The sequence below is a fragment of the Pedobacter sp. D749 genome (genome assembly GCF_019317285.1).
Lineage (GTDB): Bacteria > Bacteroidota > Bacteroidia > Sphingobacteriales > Sphingobacteriaceae > Pedobacter.
The window spans coordinates 3162313-3179834 of sequence record NZ_CP079218.1 but is presented as its reverse complement, the minus strand read 5'-3'; the positions used below and the strand labels follow the sequence as shown (position 1 = coordinate 3179834).

The 17522-nt window shown below is 38.7% G+C and carries 13 protein-coding genes; 5 read left to right on the top strand and 8 right to left on the bottom strand.

The window, feature by feature from the left end; translation table 11 throughout:
• Positions 1 to 132 precede the first annotated feature (132 nt).
• Genes KYH19_RS12810 through KYH19_RS12790 form a run of 5 tightly spaced genes read left to right on the top strand, consistent with a single transcriptional unit; the run spans position 133 to position 8327 of the window.
• Positions 133 to 3453, top strand: a complete 3321-nt coding sequence (locus tag KYH19_RS12810; RefSeq protein ID WP_219075401.1) for a SusC/RagA family TonB-linked outer membrane protein — start codon at positions 133 to 135, stop codon at positions 3451 to 3453.
• A gap of 25 nt (positions 3454 to 3478) precedes the next feature.
• Positions 3479 to 4909 (top strand): RagB/SusD family nutrient uptake outer membrane protein, encoded by a 1431-nt coding sequence (locus KYH19_RS12805; protein WP_219075400.1) that lies wholly within the window; start codon positions 3479 to 3481, stop codon positions 4907 to 4909.
• Between the two features lie 13 nt (positions 4910 to 4922).
• Positions 4923 to 5660: a DUF4843 domain-containing protein gene (locus tag KYH19_RS12800; protein ID WP_219075399.1), complete on the top strand. Its 738-nt coding sequence runs from the start codon at positions 4923 to 4925 to the stop codon at positions 5658 to 5660.
• Positions 5661 to 5671: 11 nt separating this feature from the next.
• Positions 5672 to 7120, top strand: a complete 1449-nt coding sequence (locus KYH19_RS12795) for a PKD-like family lipoprotein (RefSeq protein WP_219075398.1) — start codon at positions 5672 to 5674, stop codon at positions 7118 to 7120.
• Between the two features lie 31 nt (positions 7121 to 7151).
• Positions 7152 to 8327: a redoxin domain-containing protein gene (locus KYH19_RS12790; RefSeq protein ID WP_219075397.1), complete on the top strand. Its 1176-nt coding sequence runs from the start codon at positions 7152 to 7154 to the stop codon at positions 8325 to 8327.
• 2108 nt (positions 8328 to 10435) lie between these two features.
• On the opposite strand, the gene KYH19_RS12785 is transcribed toward KYH19_RS12790, so the two are convergent.
• From KYH19_RS12785 to KYH19_RS12750, 8 genes are all read right to left on the bottom strand, one after another.
• A complete protein-coding gene (locus KYH19_RS12785; RefSeq protein ID WP_219075396.1) occupies positions 10436 to 11653 on the bottom strand; it encodes a thioredoxin fold domain-containing protein in 1218 nt (405 codons plus the stop codon).
• A 114-nt stretch (positions 11654 to 11767) separates the two neighbouring features.
• Complete coding sequence (locus tag KYH19_RS12780) at positions 11768 to 12286, bottom strand: hypothetical protein (RefSeq protein ID WP_219075395.1); 519 nt, start codon at positions 12284 to 12286, stop codon at positions 11768 to 11770.
• Positions 12287 to 12821: 535 nt separating this feature from the next.
• Positions 12822 to 13283 carry a hypothetical protein gene (locus KYH19_RS12775; protein WP_193421499.1) on the bottom strand — a complete coding sequence of 154 codons (462 nt, stop codon included), beginning with the start codon at positions 13281 to 13283 and terminating at the stop codon, positions 12822 to 12824.
• Between the two features lie 17 nt (positions 13284 to 13300).
• Positions 13301 to 13687, bottom strand: a complete 387-nt coding sequence (locus KYH19_RS12770) for a hypothetical protein (RefSeq protein ID WP_193421497.1) — start codon at positions 13685 to 13687, stop codon at positions 13301 to 13303.
• A gap of 644 nt (positions 13688 to 14331) precedes the next feature.
• Positions 14332 to 14595 carry a hypothetical protein gene (locus KYH19_RS12765; RefSeq protein ID WP_219075394.1) on the bottom strand — a complete coding sequence of 88 codons (264 nt, stop codon included), beginning with the start codon at positions 14593 to 14595 and terminating at the stop codon, positions 14332 to 14334.
• Between the two features lie 833 nt (positions 14596 to 15428).
• A complete protein-coding gene (locus KYH19_RS12760; RefSeq protein ID WP_219075393.1) occupies positions 15429 to 15920 on the bottom strand; it encodes a hypothetical protein in 492 nt (163 codons plus the stop codon).
• Positions 15921 to 15931: 11 nt separating this feature from the next.
• A complete protein-coding gene (locus KYH19_RS12755; RefSeq protein WP_219075392.1) occupies positions 15932 to 16408 on the bottom strand; it encodes a hypothetical protein in 477 nt (158 codons plus the stop codon).
• A gap of 21 nt (positions 16409 to 16429) precedes the next feature.
• Entirely contained in the window at positions 16430 to 17404 is a 975-nt protein-coding gene (locus KYH19_RS12750) for a DUF1573 domain-containing protein (RefSeq protein ID WP_219075391.1), read from the bottom strand.
• Between the last annotated feature and the right edge of the window lie 118 nt (positions 17405 to 17522).

Below are 17522 nucleotides of genomic sequence, written 5' to 3'. Positions count from 1 at the left end.
CCCAAAAAAACAGGCCCCGTTTAACTGCCGGGACCTGATCATAGTCTGGAATATTCGATTGAAAATCAATTTACAACCACAGTCTTGCTACGGACCAACGCATCAGAGACTGTTTAACCAAACCAACTACTAATGTATCAAAAATCAAGGAAATTTGGTATACCTAACCGGCTGTACCTCAAATTATTGTTAACCATGCGCCTAACCATTGTAATAATAATAGCGTGCCTTATGCAGGTAAGTGCATCAAGTCTCGCTCAAAAAGTGACTTTAACCAAGTCAAATGCTTCACTTCGATCCGTTTTTAAGGAACTTAACCAACAAACTGGTTATAATTTCTTTTATGCGGACAATCTATTGGAAAATTCAATACCTGTAACCATCAATGTTAAAGATGCTGAATTGCCTGCTGTGCTTAAGCAAATTTTTGCAGCACAAAATCTGGACTTTACCATACGTAACCAAACTGTGGTGATTAAAGCAGGCGTAAAGGCTAATGTGGATGTCATTTCTGGTTTTGTTGGCGATGCCAAAGAACACAAGCCAATCCCAGGAGTTACGGTATCTATAAAGGGAACAAAGTCTGCGGTTCAGACAGATAAGAGTGGAAAGTTTTCCATCAGCATACCACAGGGTGCAACATCTTTGGAGTTCAGATTTATAGGTTATAAGACAGTTGATGTGCCTATCTCCTCTAATTCTAATTATACCATTTATATGCAGGAGGATCAGTTGACACTAAATGAAACGGTGATCACAGGAATGGTCGACAGGAAGGTAAGCACCTACACCGGAGCAGCCAAAACCATAACCGGAGCTGAGCTTAAGGCCGTGAGTCCGGTAAATGTATTTGCTGGTATTGCCGCCCTTGACCCTTCTTTCAGAATCATTCCCAATAATAAGATTGGGGGTAACATCAATGCGCTACCTGAAATTACCATGCGTGGACAAACTTCTTACCCAACCCTGGGTTCAGAACTTGTTGGAAATCCCAATACGCCATTGTTTATTCTCGATGGATTCCAGGTTTCATTACAGGCAATCGTAGACCTCGACATGAATCAAATTGCATCAGTAACATTATTAAAAGATGCTTCTGCTACTGCAATGTATGGATCTCGTGGGGGTAATGGTGTGATGGTTGTTACAACAATCCTCCCTCCGAGAGGAAAAGTAGAAGTTTCCATAACCAATAACTTAACATTATCATCTCCTGATCTTTCTGTTTATCATATGCTGAATTCAGAAGAAAAATTGGATTTCGAACGTCGGGTAGGTTTTCTAAACAGTTATAGAGGACAAGCCATTAATGCCGAACGATATAAAGCAATGTTGAGCGGTGTGAATACGGATTGGAAATCTATCCCCGTTCAAACAGGGATCAACAACAGAACTAACCTGTCATTACGTGGAGGCGACCAGTCTTTGACCTTCAACCTTACTTTCAGCGGAAATCTGTTACAGGGCGTAATGAAAGAACAGGATAGGAAAAATTATTCTGGAAGTTTTACGCTGAGTTATAAAACCAATAATTTAACCTTCCAAAACAACACGATTGCCACTCAGGTTATTTCTAATGACTCGCCCTATGGAGAATTTAGTCAGTACCTGGCTTTGAATCCCTACTGGAAACCTTACGATGAAAATGGTAATATAAACCAGTACCTGGAGAACATCAATTTGGGCTTCGGTGTAGCAGGTTCGGTTGTCTTAAACCCATTAATGGATATTAAGTACAATACTATCAACAACAGAAATAAGAACTTTAATTTAAGAAACAACACCACTATTCGTTACGACTATAGTAAGTCTTTGTGGTTCACTGGTGCACTGGGCATCACCAAAGTGAATGGTACAATAGATAATTTCTATTCCGCTTTAGATAGCCGGTTCGATGGTATCGCAGATTTAAGTGCAAGAGGTTCCTATTCGAAAGACAATAGTGATGCCTTTACCATGGACGGAACAGGTGCTGTGAACTACAACAAGAATTTTGGAAAGCATGGCGTTACGGTATATGCAGGATTCAGGCTTGCCAGCACAAGCTTAAATTCTTATAATGTATCTACACAGGGTTTCCCTTTCGATCGTTTAGATAACATCCTGTTTGCTGCGCAATATTTAAACAGCAGACCTACCGGAACGGAAAGTACCATTAACAATCTTTCTTATACCGGAAGTGCGAACTACTCTTATGATAACCGGTATTTTACCGATTTTACTTATACCAGAGATGGCTCTTCTGCTTATGGAGAGAATAATAAGTTTGGTAATTTCTGGTCTGCAGGTTTAGGATGGAACATCAATAATGAACAATTCCTTAAGGACAGCAGAACAGTTAACCTGTTGAGGATTCGGGGTAGTTACGGTTCTACCGGTACATCTGTACAAAATCCTTACGCCGCACAATTCAGGTACAACCTGGGTACATCGACCGGTTATTTCGGCGAGGTAGGTGCTATTCCCGGTGCACTTGGAAACCCGAATTTAAGCTGGCAACAGGTATTGAAGTCTAACATTGGTATTGCTTCAGCATTTCTGGATAACCGTTTAACTTTTAATGCAGAATTTTATAACGAAGTCACGCAGAATGCGCTGACTACGGTTTCGCTGGCATCTAGCACCGGTTTCCCTTCGTACACTGAAAATTTGGGTAAAATTCAGAATAGGGGATTGCAACTCGACCTCGGTTATACCATACTATCTGACCCTCGTAAAGGCTTAAAATGGAATGTTTCTGTGAACGCAGCCACTAATAAATCGGTTTTAAAAGAAGTTTCTGATAAACTTAAAGCCTTCAACGCCGCATTGAATGCAAATAATCCTGATCAGACAGCTGAAAATGCGCAGTTTATTGAAGGTCAATCGACAACGGCCATTTATGCGGTGAGGTCACTGGGCATTGATCCGGTTACCGGCCAGGAAGTTTACCTGAAAGCAGATGGTACCCCAACCTTTGTATGGGACGTTAACGATAAAACCTATGTCGGCGATACCCGCCCCAGATGGACTGGAGCCATCAATTCAAACTTCCTATATGCAGGTTTTGCCTTAAATTTCAGTTTCAATTATAATTATGGTGCTGATTTGTATAACAGTACGTTATTAAACCGTGTAGAGGCCGTTGATGCGCGTAACAACGTAGACCGAAGAGCGTATGACCTGGGTTGGACTGGACCTGGAAGTTTGAGCCCATACCGTAGAATTACAACCTCGCCGACACCAACAAAGCTTACTTCACGTTTTGTTCAGCGCGATAATAACATTCAGCTCAGCTCAATTAATTTGAGTTATCAGTTCAAAACCGCATTTGTAAAAAAGTTAGGCTTGCAGAACCTAAGTGTTAGTGCCACAACGAACAACCTAGCTACCTTTAGCTCCATTGAAATAGAACGTGGTACAGATAACCCTTTTGCCAGAGAGTATACATTTGGTTTAAGTGCAAGATTTTAAATTCAAAAAACATATTCATATCCCAATGAAAAGAACAACATTAATTATAGGAATCCTGGCAATAGTTGCGATGTTTTCCGGTTGTAAGAAATTTTTGGATGTAACACCCAAAACGAGTCTATCTGAAGAACAGCTGTTTACTTCAGAAGTTGGTTTTCAACAGGCTTTATCAGGCGTATATGGTCAGCTTGCCGGTAGCAAACTCTATGGGGATAACCTTTCCATGGGCTTCGTTTCCGCGCTTGCTCAAAATTATGCGACAATTGATCCTGCATCGTCAGTTCAGTTGCAACAGACACAAATCCTGAACTACGCTTCAACGGAAGTCGTAAGCTATACCGATTCCATCTGGTCTGCCAGTTATAGTGCAATTGCCGCAGCTAATAAAATAATTGCAAATACAGAAACAAACCGATCTGTGCTATCTAATAATTCGTACGCACTATTACGTGGTGAAGCTTTAGCCTTAAGGGCATTTTTGCATTTTGATTTATTACGGATGTTTGGGCCTGAATATACTGCGGGTGCCAATCTAAAAGCCATCCCATATAAAAAAGATGTCAACCAAAATGCAAATCCCCCAGCAACAACTGCAGAGGTGGTTAAATTTGCCCTGGCCGACTTGAAAGAAGCGGAAAGTCTACTGTTACCTGTTGATCCGATTGTGACCAGCGATTTACGGACCAGGCGGAATAAGCTTAATTATTATGGTGTAAAAGCGCTGGAAGCGAGAATTATGTTGTATAGCGGCGATAATATCGGGGCGGCGGCGGCTGCAATTGTGGTCGTTAACTCTGCAAAATATACTTTTGTTACCCAGGCACAAGCTGGTGTTATTGCTACGGGATTGACAGTACGTGACCGCTTGTATTTTAACGAACAGGTGTTTATGATCAGGGTTAGGGATATACTGCCCACGGTACAAAATTATTTTAGATTTAGGGGGGCTGCAAGCCAAACGCTTACACGTAGCGCCGCTAATTTTGCTACACTTTACGAAACCAGCAATGGGGGAACTTCAGACTTTAGATTTGCGTTTCGCCTTGAGCAGGATGGCACAGCCGTATTCCCTTCCAAATTCTGGCAGGCTTCTACATCTACCACCCCAATTACCGATAATTTACTCGACCAGTATGTACCAGGTATCCGTCTTTCCGAAATGTATTATATCCTGGCTGAGACGGCATCAACGCCTGATGTTGGTGTTGGATATTTAAACACGGTGCGCCTGAACAGGGGAATTAAAGTTTTGCCGAATACGATTACAGCAGTGACGCTTAAAGCGGAGATTACGAAAGAATATCAGAAGGAATTTTATGCAGAAGGACAATTGTTCTTTTACTATAAGCGCATTAAAGCCTCCAGAATGCAATTTGGTCCTGCCATGGCACCTGCGCAGTATGTACTCCCAATTCCGCCTTCTGAACTTCAATTTAATCCAAATTATGCTAATTAATCACACTTGTATTATGAAATACTTATCATATATCATGGTAGCGGCTTGTCTTTTTTCATGCAAGAAAGAAGCAGTCGAAACCTACCAGGGAAAGGATGGCGTTAGTTTCTTTGCCTATACCTACGAACAATTAAATACCACAGCCATAAGAAGCTACTCTTTTGCCTTTCAGGCTACTGAAAAGCAAAGGGACACCCTGTTTATACCCATGCGCATCACCGGGAAGTTATCCGATAAACCGCGCACGGTGCTGCTGAAAACAGCTCAGGGAACTACCGCAACTGCAGGAGTAGATTTTGAGTTGAAAGAATTCACCGTTCCTGCAGGCGCATCGAAATTTAATTATCCCTTAATATTGCTCAATTCTGCCGGAATGGCTAAAAATGTGTACAGAATTGTGCTGGAGCCCGCAGAAACTAAAGACTTTATTTTGGGTACTTTAGGACAGACACCGGAGACCGTCACTAACCAAGGTACGGAGGAAAACTTTAGATATCTGAAGATCGATGTATCCGGTATGTATGTCAGGCCTGCTTACTGGGATCTTTTAGATGCAGATTTCGGGGAATTTAGCGCCGAAAAGTACAAGTTCATGGTTAAGATATTGGGTATAACAGATTTCTCTTACGAGAATATTGGTTCTGACGGTTTATTGAACTATCCGGTTACCCTAAGGAATGCGCTGGCCGCTTACGAGGCTGCAAATGGTCCATTGTTAGATGAGAACGGTCAAGAGATATCGTTCCCTTAATTTAAAATATTATGCATTTAAAATACTTTTTAAAGCTCAGCCCGATTTTTATTCTAATCATGCTGGCATTTTCGGCCTGCAAAAAAGACAATCAATCGTTTAAATATGATCAAATCAACGACATTAAGATTACAGATGCTATAACTACTTTTACAGTTCCACAACTGGATTCGTTGATTATCACACCAACATTGGCGCAAACCATGCCGGAAGGTGATTCATTTACCTATAGCTGGAAACTTAATACCGCAACAGATACAACAACAATTGCTAAAACAAAAAATCTACGGATAAAAGTAACATTAAGTCCTGGCACTTATCCGGTAGTATACAAAGTGACGAGCAAGAGAAATGGCATTTATACAGTAAAGCAATATACCATCACAGTGAATGGTGTTTATCCTGATGGTTGGTATATTGTCAATAACAAAGATGGAAAAGGCAAAGTTTCTTTGATTCGGACAGACGATGTCATTTTTGACAATCCTATGGAAGTGGCAAACAATAAAACCTATCCAGGTAAAGCACTGGCCATATATAATTTTGGTAAGGGTGGTTTCTTCTATTACTTCAGTGATCAAAATGTTTATCGTTTTAACATGAACGACTGGCTGGATCTTGGTGACAAAAGTTCGATTCTCCCGGGTTTGGCTACACCACTTCCGTTCAAAACTGCCCCAGTATTCATGATAAATAATTTACAATTTGAACAGTATATAGTGGCAGACGGCAATTTGTATGTTGGGCTTTCCGGTGCAAACTCAGACAATGTCAAACCCTTTACTCAGCGCATTCCTGGTAACTATGATTTATTCCCTGGCATATTCCCCGGCGATTATAGTATGACTTATTTCTACGACAACAACACAATGAGTTTTATGCAGATGCCTTATTTGTCGAGAATTCTGGATCGTGCACCTGCAACACCTTTAACAACAAACTCGTTTGATATGGCAAACGTAGGCAAAAAAATGATCGCTTATGATCGGGGCGTAACAACCTTATCACAAGAGGGAATTGAATGGTATTATATTATGGAAGGTAACGATGGACGCTACTTACTATCTTTAACAGGGGATGGAAATAGTACTCACCCTGGGGTTAATCAAAAAATGGATAGTAGTCCGGAAATTGGTAGCGCCACTAACTTTGCAACCTCTTCCATCTTAAAACAACTTTATTATACCGCCGGAAATAACGTGTATTTATACGACATGCTTGCTAAATCGGCAAGACTTATCTACACTTTCCCAACTGGGTATGCAATTAAAGATATCGAAATGAAACGAAGTACCAGCAAACAACTGGTGATTGGTGTGAATAATGGTTCAGCGGGCGAAGTTTATTATTTCGACATCAATGCGCAGGGAGAATTTAACAACGGTACGTACACTAAGAAATTTACCGGCTTTGGGGAAATTATGCAAATTGCCGCTGCCAGACAAAATCTGTCGATGTAACTTAGAAAAAGATTTATAATATCTAATCAAAATGAGAAAAATAACAATGTTTATTGCGCTCCTGTTTACAGGTTTATCAGGATATAGCCAGCAAGCACAACCAGCCTACAAGGCAAGTCTCGATTCTATGAAAATCTTCATTGATCTTTCAAAAAAAGAAGACATTCTTAATCGCCTGGTCAAAGCCCATCCAAACGAAAGCTTTGACCAATACAGGGCTATACTCGTAGATAATTTTATAGTAGCAAAAAATTCTGCGAAGGCTTTATATTATTTTAACCAAATCCAGGAAACTGCAAGAATTATGTATGTTGAAAATGTTACTACCGGTTTAGTGGCTTATGATTTGAAAGCAGCTGAAACTTTGGTTAAACAAGAATTAAACAACTCAACAAATGCAAAGGAAGAGCGGTTGTATTTGCTACAATTATACAGTCAGGTGGCGGATAAACTGGGCGATCATGAGAAAGCTTTCGCTGCTATAAAAGAGTGCTATGAGCAGGCTAACAAGAAAAGTGCAGGATTGACTGCACAGTATTATTATTTGATGAGCAAAACCGGCAGGTACCAGGAAGCGCTTCCTGAACTGGAGAAAGCAGTTTTATCAGGCCTGGCTAATGATGATGTTAAGACCGAACTAAAAAATGCTTATGTAAGGGTGCATCCAGGGAAAGATGCAAATGCTTACCTCGATACCTTAACCAAGCAGTTTGACGACAAATATAAAGCGGAAATAGCAGCCAAAATGCTGTCGGAGCAGGCACCGGAATTTAAAGTTAAAGATATAAACGGCAAGGAAGTATCTTTGTCGGACTTTAAAGGAAAGACGATTGTTCTTGATTTTTGGGCAACCTGGTGCGGACCTTGTAAAAAGTCGTTACCAGCGATGCAAATGATGGTTAACAAATATAAAAACGACCCTACGGTAAAGTTTTTGTTTATACACACCTGGGAAACGGTTCCAAACCCTAAACCTGACGCTGTAAACTACTTGTTAACCCATAACCTGGATTTGCCTTTGTATATGGATACTAAAGATCCCGTTACAAAAAAGAATCCTGCAGTAACCTCATTTGGTGTTTCTGGAATTCCCGCAAAGTTTATTATTGATGGCAATGGTAAAATACGCTTTAAAGAATTGGGATTGCTTTGGCCAAATGAGGTTGCCGTGAGGCAACTTTCTACCATGATAGAGATGTCCAGATAAAATGTAATTATCCCAGAATGGATAAATAATTATTAAAGTAAACCCTTATATGCCGAAATGTATATGAGGGTTTGCTTTGAAAAGACACCAAGGAGTCATAATAATATGTTGGAGACATAGGAATACTGTGAGTTGAAAGCATGGTAATTAACTAATTTCCGGCCTGCTTGCGCTCAAACGCGGATACTTAACTTGCCTTTTAAACGTGGTATACTGTTTAAATGTAGGATTATTCTATAAAGGTGATTTTGCGTTGTTCGGCAGGCAATTAGCTTAAAGTCATTAAGTTAAGCCCTGCGGTCGTCAGTCTGAGGGTTAATTAATTGTTTAAAATCAATATGAGTGACGTATAGTTGTTTTCTCTTGTCCCAAGGCACAGTCTTGCCTCGGCTCGCCGCCGCCGAAGGGCTCTTTCTTTTTGGCATCAAAAAGACCAGCGAAGCTAGCTTGAACACAGTTAAAAATATAAAGGCAAGTGAAAAAACAAAAACTGCCGGCTGAAAATTTATTCATATGTTGTTTATAACTTTCAGCTGCATTCATGATGGCTTCGCCGTTTTCTTTCGAAGCTAGTAGGCTGGCTTGAACAGTACAGCCCGAAAAATTTGTTAGGCCGGATTTAAGCAGAACGGGGATATCGTGCTATGGCCTAGCTGGATGGAAATGCGAAAGCAGTTAAAATGCTGATTAATAATTATTTGTAAAATAACGTCAATGGTAGCGTAGTCGAAGACTTTTTTGAGATTGATACCTCGCAATTAAATGCCCTTTAACTACGTTATCATTGACAGACTCCAAAAAAAGGTCGTCATTGCGCTCCGATAGCTATAGGATGAAGCGAAGCGAAATGGAGAAATCTTTGAACTATGTTAAAAGATTTTGCTTTGCAGAGCCTTCGGGTTCTCCACTGCGGTCGAAATGACGCCCCGTGTCTGTCAGTAGCGTTCCGAAGGGCTCTGGATTAATAATAGAAAAGAGTCTGTGATTCGTTTTAATTGAGTTTATAAACTTAATTTATTCTTGTATCCATAGAGACACCATGTTTAACGCTACGGACAAAGAAGGATAAAAAAAATCCGGACAGCCGTTTATTGTTTCTTTAACCGGGCTGCTCCGATACAGTGATACACCAACAATACCTTAAGATAACTTTACCTTTCCCTTTTATTTACCTATTGTTAGCCTGCCGATCTAAAGCGAGTCAAATGTTTGATCTCCCTGATCTCAACCAGGGGTATCACTTAACCAGAGCAAGGGTTAAGCAGTGTGCAAGCAGGTGTTACGCAAGCCTGGCCGGAAGGTGGCATAAACGTGGGGTAAATGTGGCGTAAAGGTGGACTCGGAATATTTTTTTTGGGGTTCTTTAATCAGATGGATTGATTTGGGTTATCATCGCTTTTGATCAACCTAATATAAAAAATTATGGTGAAATGGGCAAAAAAAGAGCTTTGTAATTTTTGGCACGGGCAGCAGAAATGTAATTTGCTCGTGTCTGTCCGTAGCGTTCCGAAGGACTCTACGGATTAATAATAAAAAAGAGACTGTGACTCGTTTTGATTGAGTTTATAAACTCAATTTTATTCTTGTATCCATAGAGTCGCTATGCTTAAACTACGGACAGAGCGTGGAAATCTTTGAACTATGTTAAAAGATTTTGCTTCGCAGAGCCTTCGGGTTCTCCACTGCGGTCGAAATGACGCCTCTTGTATATCTGTCATAAGCCCTCCGATGTATTTGAAAAATTCTAACCACTACCATTGACAGACTCCAAAAAAAAAGTCGTCATTGCGAGGAGGAACGACGAAGCAATCTATTATGCTCGTAATCCTTGCTATATAAGATTGCTTCCCCGAAAATCGGGGAAGGCTATCGGATGATGATAACCAGGGGGAATTTTTATTTCTCTTAAGTTCTACTGTGACTAATATTGATTTTTATAAATAAATTATCCCTCAGGGTGACATCAATTTTGCGATTTATCCATTAATTTAATGAAATTGGCGATTAGCTTACAGAGAAACTTCGTTAATAATGCTTTATATCGGGGCATTAGCAAAAAAGGGGATGCAGCACCATAAGCTACATCCCCTCTTCCTTAATCTTAAGGATTATTTACCTTTTTTCATTTTCTCAAGCGTAACCTGGTACTGCGCTTTATTTTCAGCTGCAACCAGATCCACTGCTTTTTGCTGCATGGCGATCGCCTGGTCCTTCTTACCCAGCTTATACAGCAGGTTGGCATAAGTGTCAATGTAGGAAGGCTCTTTGCTGTGGGTCTCATCTACACTGCGTTTACTCCAGCTCAACGCCTCAGCAATGCAGTCAGGATCTTTACAGTTTTCAAAAACAGTCCATGCAAAAGAATTGAGCATTTCAGCAGTTACTTCGGTGCCATATTTTTTCATATAGCTTAACACTGCCGGCTGAAATTTGTCCCATTTCTTTTCGGTCTGAAAAATCTGGATCTTTATGAGGTCTGTGGGTTCGTTAATGTCTACTTTCGGGTATTTCGCCTGTACGGCAGCAACCAGTGAATCTATATTTACATTAGGTTTCCTAAGCGCAGGATAGATGTTTTCCTCCAGAATAATAGTGCTTAAGATTTTATTTGATTTTCCCTTTCCCAAAATCGCATCTATTTTTTCAGGATCTTTTAGCATCAGCTCAAATCCCTTGCTTTTAGTGCTTCTGACGTATCTGCTGATAAACTCCAGGTTCTCTTTGGTATAGAGGTCTTTTTGTGTATCAATATAAGCATTGGCAAATTTTTCGGAGTTTTCCTCATCATATGCGGCCTCGGCACTAACGGCCAATTGTTTCAGGGTTTCAGGAGTAGGATTTCCTGACTCGCTTTTTTTCAGCAGCGTATAATACTGGGTTTCCGGGTTTAGCGCCATCTGTGCTCTGGCGATAAATTCATCCGCCTCACCGCCGCCTACAATACGGTGTACAAGCTCTCCCTGGGGAGAGAAGATCAGAAAGGTAGGATAGGCATTTACTTTAAACTCTTTGCTCATAGACTGGGCATTGGCATACCAGCTTTTCACTTCTTCGCTGTCATTTTTGGTTTGGTCGAACTGTACCTTAACATTTACAAAGTTTTTGTTAAAGAATTCACCGACCTTCTCCTGCGGGAAAATGGTACTGGCCATATATTTGCAAGGACCGCACCAGGTAGTAAAGCAATCGACCAAAAGGAATTTGTTCTCTTTTTTTGCTTTTTCTTTCACTTGCTGCCAGGAAAGTCCATGTTCAAAATGGGTGCCTTTAACCTGTGCGCTACCAATAAAAGGCAGCAGCAGGAATATTAAAAATAATTTTTTCATATCTGTTTGTTTTATTTGAGTTAATAAAGATCGTGATTTTAACTAAAAGTGATGTATCATCGCTTTAATTAATATGATTCTGCTTTAAATTAATTGAAAAAATCGATGCCTTATTTAAGCATATGGAATTCTTCGTTTTTTGAGACGCCTATTTTTATCTGTTTTGATGTTATCACCTTTTGCAAGTGGCATTTGATAGCCAATACCATAAGTCTGATAAAATCCATTTGACACTGTGGTGCCATAATTGTAACTGGATCCTGTACCCACATACTGATGGTTTATCGTTGAGTAAGCATCCTGACAACCAAAATCAGCCGCCACGTAAAACTTACCCATATAATAATTAGCACCAGCATAGAATGCATTTGGGAGGAGTTTAGAATTTTTTGCTTGTCTACCACCATTATTACCATCATAAATAACAGGATTGTTCTTTTGCGTATAAGCGATATTTACGCCGGCAGTAAGTCCCCAATGCTTATTGAGTCTGTATTCATATCCAACTTCTGCCCCATACATGGGAGCCTTAATTGTTGAGTTTAGACCCACAAACGGAGCGACATAAACAGAATGTTTAAGCAATGAGTCTTGAGCTATTATTTTGCCCATACCCAGTGTGCCAAATAACATAAGAAGAATTTTAATGTTTTTAAAGTCCGCTTTACTTTGTGTGCTTTCAGATTTTTACAAACCTACTACGCTGATTTCTGTTGCTTATGGTATAAATAGAATTAATGGTGAATGGGAGTAAGTCTGATATAATCCGGGTAAAGGGTGTAAGGGAGTAGAATCCAAAAGATATTTCATTTGAAATTCCCAAGGATAAATTGGTTGTATTTACGGGCGTTTCCGGATCATGAAAATCGTCTCTTGCCTATGGCACGCTCTATGCTGAAGCGCAACGGCACTATCTGGAATCCGTCTCGCCTTATGTTCGCAGGCTTTTCAACCAGATGAATGTTCCAGAAGTGTACTCAATCCAAGGACTGCCTCCCTCGATTGCCCTATACCAGCAACATCCCGGCCCTTCAAGAAGGTCTTCGGTAGGCAAACGTAACATTCCTTCATATGTTTTCACATATGAAGGAATGTACAACTAAAGTAAATTTACAAAAAGGATGTCTAACTATAACTGATAAGATGGCCTTTTGGAAAAACAGATATGCTATTTTAACAATGAATTTAAATATTCATCAGTCACTTCCGGCAATTCTATTTTTTCGCCCTTTGCATGGGCGTTAGAAACGGCCTTATTAATTTCATTTAAATTGTTTGTGAAAGCAGAAAACAGATGTTCCGATAAATTTATAGCTTTATAACCACCCTTCCCTTGATATATATATATGCCGTCAACTAATTTAACATGACGATAAAACCGATAAGTGGCAACCCGCATCTTTGCGTATTCGCTTGTAGCTATAGGTTTAGCAGCGGTTATTACGGCGCTATTTACATCGAAATCAATCAATGTATCGGTTTTTAGTAATTGATTAACTTTTATTGACAAATCATTATTTGAAGATTTTGCATTTGAAATAGGCAAAGGTGTCATTGCAGTTTGATCCCTTTTGCAGCTTATGATTGCCACGCATATTAAAATTGATAATATTGTTGTTAACTTATTCATTGACTATGTTTTTTTATTTATTGTTGAGGATGTTGTATATTTTGAGCTGAAAACGAAATTAGTGCCACATCTGCATTAGTTGATGCGTTAAAATTCCAGGCTATAGGTAGTGGGTGTTTATAATAATAAGCTTTATAATTTTTAGAAAGAGGAAGTGAGGCGAAAGACCAACTATGACCAATAGGAGAAGTTACTTGTACCAAAGCACCAAGAATATTCAGATTTTCGGCAGTGAGAAGTATATCTTGACCACCGCCCCAGGCGAAATCTACTTCGAATCCTTGCGTAGGTACCGCCAGCAGAGCGGTGTGAGGTGGATTATTAAGAATGATTACCTGGGCATCCGCGAACGCCGGGACTAAGTTAATCGCTAGCAATAATGAAGCAATAATTTTTTTTTTCATGTAATGATAAATTAGATTAAGTTATTTGTTTACAGTACCAACTATTTACACCATGTAAATTAGCGGTATAAGTAAGATATTACGAATATATGTAATTTAATTGTCAAATCATACTCCTTTTTATGATACGGTGGTGCATTATAAATGATGTTTTAAAGGATTATCATTTTGGGATAGCTTCTATTTACAAAACCAATCAAGCCGAGCCTAGTGTGTATGATTCAGGAAGGGCGTGTAAAGACACCTATATAATTAGAAAAAGAGATAAGATAAACCTTACACTCAAAGATGTCCGGTTAATCGTTGTTGCTTCTTTCTTTAGACTGATAGCCCCAAATACCATAGATGAAAAATGAATGATTTCCTAATCAAAAAATATCGAAAGCTCTTCTAAACATTGAGAAAGCATATTTTGAGGCTGAAATATCCCTAAAACGTGAAATTATAGCGGCAATTTCCCTGAAAAATTAGCGTGCCATGAAGATCAATACGCTTTAGTGAGCTATTTTCAGTTGATATAAGTGCTGCAGATATGCATGCTAATTTTTTTTTTTGGCAAGATATAGAATTTCAATTTTTAAGTTTGCTTAAACTCACCCAGGTTATTTTAAAGATACCTGGGTAAGTTTTTAAGTGGCAAAGAATTACTTTCTTCTAAATAGCCCGAAATTATACTTAAAGCCAATCAGGTAACTCGTATTACTATTTGCGTTCGTTCCTTTTGCGAAAAACTCAATGTTATCACCTTTTGCAAGCGGCATTTGATAGCCAATACCATAAGCTTGATAAAATCCGTTTGTCGCTGTGGTGCCATAATTGTAACTGGATCCTGTACCCATATACTGATAGTTTACTGTTGAGTAAGCATCCTGGTAGCCAAAATCAGCCGCGAGGTAAAACTTACCCATATAATATTTAGCACCGGCATAAAATGCATTTTGGACAAGTTTAGAATTTTTTGCTTGTCTACCACCATTATTACCATCATAAATAGCAGGATTTTTCTTTTGCGTATAAGCGATATTTGCTCCGGCAGTAAGTCCCCAATGTTTATTGAGCCGGTATTCATATCCAACATCGGCTCCGTATAGGGGGCTTAATGGTTGAAATTAGACCAACAAACGGAGAGACATAAACAGAATGTTTAAGCAATGAGTTTTGAGCCATTATTTTGCCCACACCCAGTGCGCCAAATAACATAAGAAGAAGTGTAATTTTAATGTTTTTAAAGTTCGCTTTACTTTGTGAGTGCTTTCAGATTTCACAAGCCTACTACGCTGATTTCTGTTGCTTATGCTATAAACAGAAGTAATGGTGAATGGGAGTAAGTCTGATGTAATCCGGGTAAAGGGCGTAAGAGAGTATAATCCAAAAGATATTTCATTTGAAATTCCCAGGGATAAAACTGGTTGTATTTACGGGCGTTTTCGGATCAGGAAAATCGTCTCTTGCCTTCCGCACACTCCATGCTGAAGCGCAACGGCACTATCTGGAATCCGTCTCGCCTTATGTCCGTAGGCTTTTCAACAATGTGAATGTTCCAGAAGTACACTCAATTCAAGAACTGCCTACCTCAATCGCCATATATCAGCAACGTTCAGGCGCTTCAAGAGGTCTTAAGTAGGCAACGTAACATTCCTTCATATGTTTTCACATAGGAAGGAATGTCCAACTAAAGTAAATTTACAAAAAGGATGTTTAGCTATTACTGATAAGATGGACTTTTGGAAAAACAGATATGCTATTTTAACAATGAATTTAAATATTCATCAGTCACTTCCGGCAATTCTCTTTTTTCGTCCTTGGTAAGTTGCAATTCTGTTTTGCCCTTAGCAAGTTGTTCATTAGAAACAGCCTTATTAATCTCATTTAAATTGTTTGTGAAAGCAGAAAACACTCGTTCCGATAAATTTATTGCTTTACTACCACCCTCCCCTTGATATATATATTTGCCATCAATTAATTTAACATGACGATAAAACCGATAAGTGGCAACCCGCATCTTTGCGTACTCACTTGCAGTTATAGGTTTATCAGCGGTTGTTACGGCTCTATTTACATCGAAATCAATCAATGTATCGCTTTTTATTAATTGACTAACTTTTCTGGGGAAATCAGAATTTGAATATTTGACATTTGAAATAGGGGAATGTGTCATTGCAGTTTGATCCCTTTTGCAGCTTATGACTGACACACATATTAAAATTGAAAATATTGTTGTTGACTTATTCATAACTATCTTATTTATTTACAAGAAAACGAAATTAGTGCTGCATCTGCATCTGTTGATGCCTGAAAAGAGTAATATACAGGTATTGGGTGAAGAATAGAGTAACCTTTATAATCTTCGGCAAAAGGAAGTGAGACGAGAGACCAAGTACGACCATAATTACAAGTTACTGTTACTAAAGCACCAAGAAAATTTAGATTTTTGGCAGTCAAAATAATTGATTGACCACCTGGATAAACATACTTTACTAAGCCCGGGGGGGATACCAGCGAAAAGGTTTTCGAAAAAGTAGTTCCTGGGAGGGGCAAGCATTGTGAATAATAATTATCCACATATACACAAGTATATCCGTCTTCACAATACATATCACCAGAGTACAAAGATCCCCCACATTGTCCAAAGCCCGGAGAACCCCAATAAGTCGAAGCACTCGCAAAGGCCGGGAGTAAGTTAACTGCTAGCAATAATGCAGCAATATATTTTTTTTTCATTTTATGATAAATTAGATTGAGTTATTTGTTTACAGTACCAACTATTTTAATTATATCCATTGATTGATTAATTGAATTACTATGTATGAATATTTCTTTACTAAATTCGCCAGTCGCATAGGGGATGAACTCGCCTTTGATTGTGGAAGTTTCATTGTAGCCTAACGGTTTTTTTGTCCAAAAAAGTTTTATGCAATCACACGGATGACTCACCTTGTAAATAATCAACGGCGTTTTCGATTGGTTTACAATCGAAAATTGGAAAAAATAACGATTGCCAACCTTAAGTACGCCTAGGTTTTTAATCTTCGAATCTAATTTAAACGATTGATTTTTAATGGCTTTCAAGGTAGTTGGAGCATTAGCATTATTATATATATATGGAAAGCAATCCCCATACAAAAAAGTATCTGATACTGATGGCTTGTATTGACTAACTTTATCGTTAATACTATAATTGATTACATGTGCTTTTTTGATTAAATCATTGGTGTAACGTAAATTATAAGGATAAATAATCTTTTCTAATGAGTTTTTAAATAGTGAAAATGCTTCAAAAAACTTATTCATTCTGAATAAAAATGTTCCTTTGAGACATTGAGAAATCGATAATTTATAATCATTTATAGTGCAATTAAGCTGGAAAAGTTCAGCAAAACGAAAATTAGAGATACCAATGTTGTCAAGATTGCTAATGTCATAATTTTTACTATTTGGGTAACCGAAAGCTAATAAATTACCAGAATTATCAAAGAAATATGGGAAAGGATATGAAGGGCATTTAACCAATTCAGCAAATGCTTTTTCATTTTTATTATTTATATCCACTTTATAACAAACATATTCATTCTGAAGCCTTTTTACAGTAGGCTTTTGCTGGTCTAGGAAGTTGAAAAATTTATTGCACTTACCACAATTACTATCAGAAATTACTACAAAAACCTTTTTATTTTGAAGTTTGGCAAGCCTAAAGACATCCAACATATCTCCTCTCATGTAATTAATTTTCTGATCTGAACGATTACATGACATCCCAATTGTGCAGCAAGCAACAATGAAAATTATAAAATAAAGATACCTCAGATTAAACTCGAACATATTTTTTTGACATCAT

What these genes read in the sequence shown, in the direction of transcription:
- KYH19_RS12790 (WP_219075397.1), top strand. Translation starts at nt 7,152, where the DNA reads ATGAGAAAAATAACAATGTTTATTGCGCTCCTGTTTACAGGTTTATCA.
- KYH19_RS12765 (WP_219075394.1), bottom strand. Translation starts at nt 14,595, where the DNA reads ATGGGTAAGTTTTACCTCGCGGCTGATTTTGGCTACCAGGATGCTTAC.
- KYH19_RS12755 (WP_219075392.1), bottom strand. Translation starts at nt 16,408, where the DNA reads ATGAAAAAAAAATATATTGCTGCATTATTGCTAGCAGTTAACTTACTC.
- KYH19_RS12810 (WP_219075401.1), top strand. Translation starts at nt 133, where the DNA reads ATGTATCAAAAATCAAGGAAATTTGGTATACCTAACCGGCTGTACCTC.
- KYH19_RS12750 (WP_219075391.1), bottom strand. Translation starts at nt 17,404, where the DNA reads ATGAGAGGAGATATGTTGGATGTCTTTAGGCTTGCCAAACTTCAAAAT.
- KYH19_RS12805 (WP_219075400.1), top strand. Translation starts at nt 3,479, where the DNA reads ATGAAAAGAACAACATTAATTATAGGAATCCTGGCAATAGTTGCGATG.
- KYH19_RS12780 (WP_219075395.1), bottom strand. Translation starts at nt 12,286, where the DNA reads ATGTTATTTGGCACACTGGGTATGGGCAAAATAATAGCTCAAGACTCA.
- KYH19_RS12800 (WP_219075399.1), top strand. Translation starts at nt 4,923, where the DNA reads ATGAAATACTTATCATATATCATGGTAGCGGCTTGTCTTTTTTCATGC.
- KYH19_RS12775 (WP_193421499.1), bottom strand. Translation starts at nt 13,283, where the DNA reads ATGAATAAGTTAACAACAATATTATCAATTTTAATATGCGTGGCAATC.
- KYH19_RS12770 (WP_193421497.1), bottom strand. Translation starts at nt 13,687, where the DNA reads ATGAAAAAAAAAATTATTGCTTCATTATTGCTAGCGATTAACTTAGTC.
- KYH19_RS12760 (WP_219075393.1), bottom strand. Translation starts at nt 15,920, where the DNA reads ATGAATAAGTCAACAACAATATTTTCAATTTTAATATGTGTGTCAGTC.
- KYH19_RS12795 (WP_219075398.1), top strand. Translation starts at nt 5,672, where the DNA reads ATGCATTTAAAATACTTTTTAAAGCTCAGCCCGATTTTTATTCTAATC.
- KYH19_RS12785 (WP_219075396.1), bottom strand. Translation starts at nt 11,653, where the DNA reads ATGAAAAAATTATTTTTAATATTCCTGCTGCTGCCTTTTATTGGTAGC.